This is a genomic window from Kitasatospora sp. NPDC059673 (assembly GCF_042734215.1).
In the GTDB taxonomy this organism is placed as follows: Bacteria; Actinomycetota; Actinomycetes; order Streptomycetales; family Streptomycetaceae; genus Kitasatospora.
In genome coordinates, this window is sequence record NZ_JBHWEN010000066.1 from 1 (window position 1) to 1,040 (window position 1,040).

Consider the following 1,040-nt stretch of genomic DNA (forward strand, 5'->3'; position numbering starts at 1 on the left):
GATTCGTCGTGGCGAAGCTGAGAACTTAAGCGCCAGTAAACGGCGGTGGTAACTATAACCATCCTAAGGTAGCGAAATTCCTTGTCGGGTAAGTTCCGACCTGCACGAATGGCGTAACGACTTCTCGACTGTCTCAACCACAGGCCCGGTGAAATTGCATTACGAGTAAAGATGCTCGTTTCGCGCAGCAGGACGGAAAGACCCCGGGACCTTTACTATAGCTTGATATTGGTGTTCGGTTCGGCTTGTGTAGGATAGGTGGGAGACTTTGAAGCCGTGACGCCAGTCATGGTGGAGTCGCCGTTGAAATACCACTCTGGTCGTGCTGGATGTCTAACCTGGGTCCGTGATCCGGATCAGGGACAGTGTCTGGTGGGTAGTTTAACTGGGGCGGTTGCCTCCTAAAGGGTAACGGAGGCGCCCAAAGGTTCCCTCAGCCTGGTTGGCAATCAGGTGTTGAGTGTAAGTGCACAAGGGAGCTTGACTGTGAGACTGACGGGTCGAGCAGGTACGAAAGTAGGGACTAGTGATCCGGCGGTGGCTTGTGGAAGCGCCGTCGCTCAACGGATAAAAGGTACCCCGGGGATAACAGGCTGATCTTCCCCAAGAGTCCATATCGACGGGATGGTTTGGCACCTCGATGTCGGCTCGTCGCATCCTGGGGCTGGAGTAGGTCCCAAGGGTTGGGCTGTTCGCCCATTAAAGCGGTACGCGAGCTGGGTTTAGAACGTCGTGAGACAGTTCGGTCCCTATCCGCTGTGCGCGTAGGAGTGTTGAGAAGGGCTGTCCCTAGTACGAGAGGACCGGGACGGACGAACCTCTGGTGTGCCAGTTGTCCTGCCAAGGGCATGGCTGGTTGGCTACGTTCGGGAGGGATAACCGCTGAAAGCATCTAAGCGGGAAGCCTGCTTCGAGATGAGCACTCCCACCTCCTTGAGAGGGTAAGGCTCCCAGTAGACGACTGGGTTGATAGGCCGGATATGGAAGCCCTGTGAGGGGTGGAGTTGACCGGTACTAATAGGCCGAGGGCTTGTCCTCAG

General features: G+C 56.2%; 1 rRNA gene. It reads left to right on the forward strand.

The features are described 5' to 3' along the window. A 23S ribosomal RNA gene (locus ACFV18_RS32850) occupies nucleotides 1-1,038 on the forward strand; the annotation flags it as partial. Nucleotides 1,039-1,040: the final 2 nt, after the last annotated feature.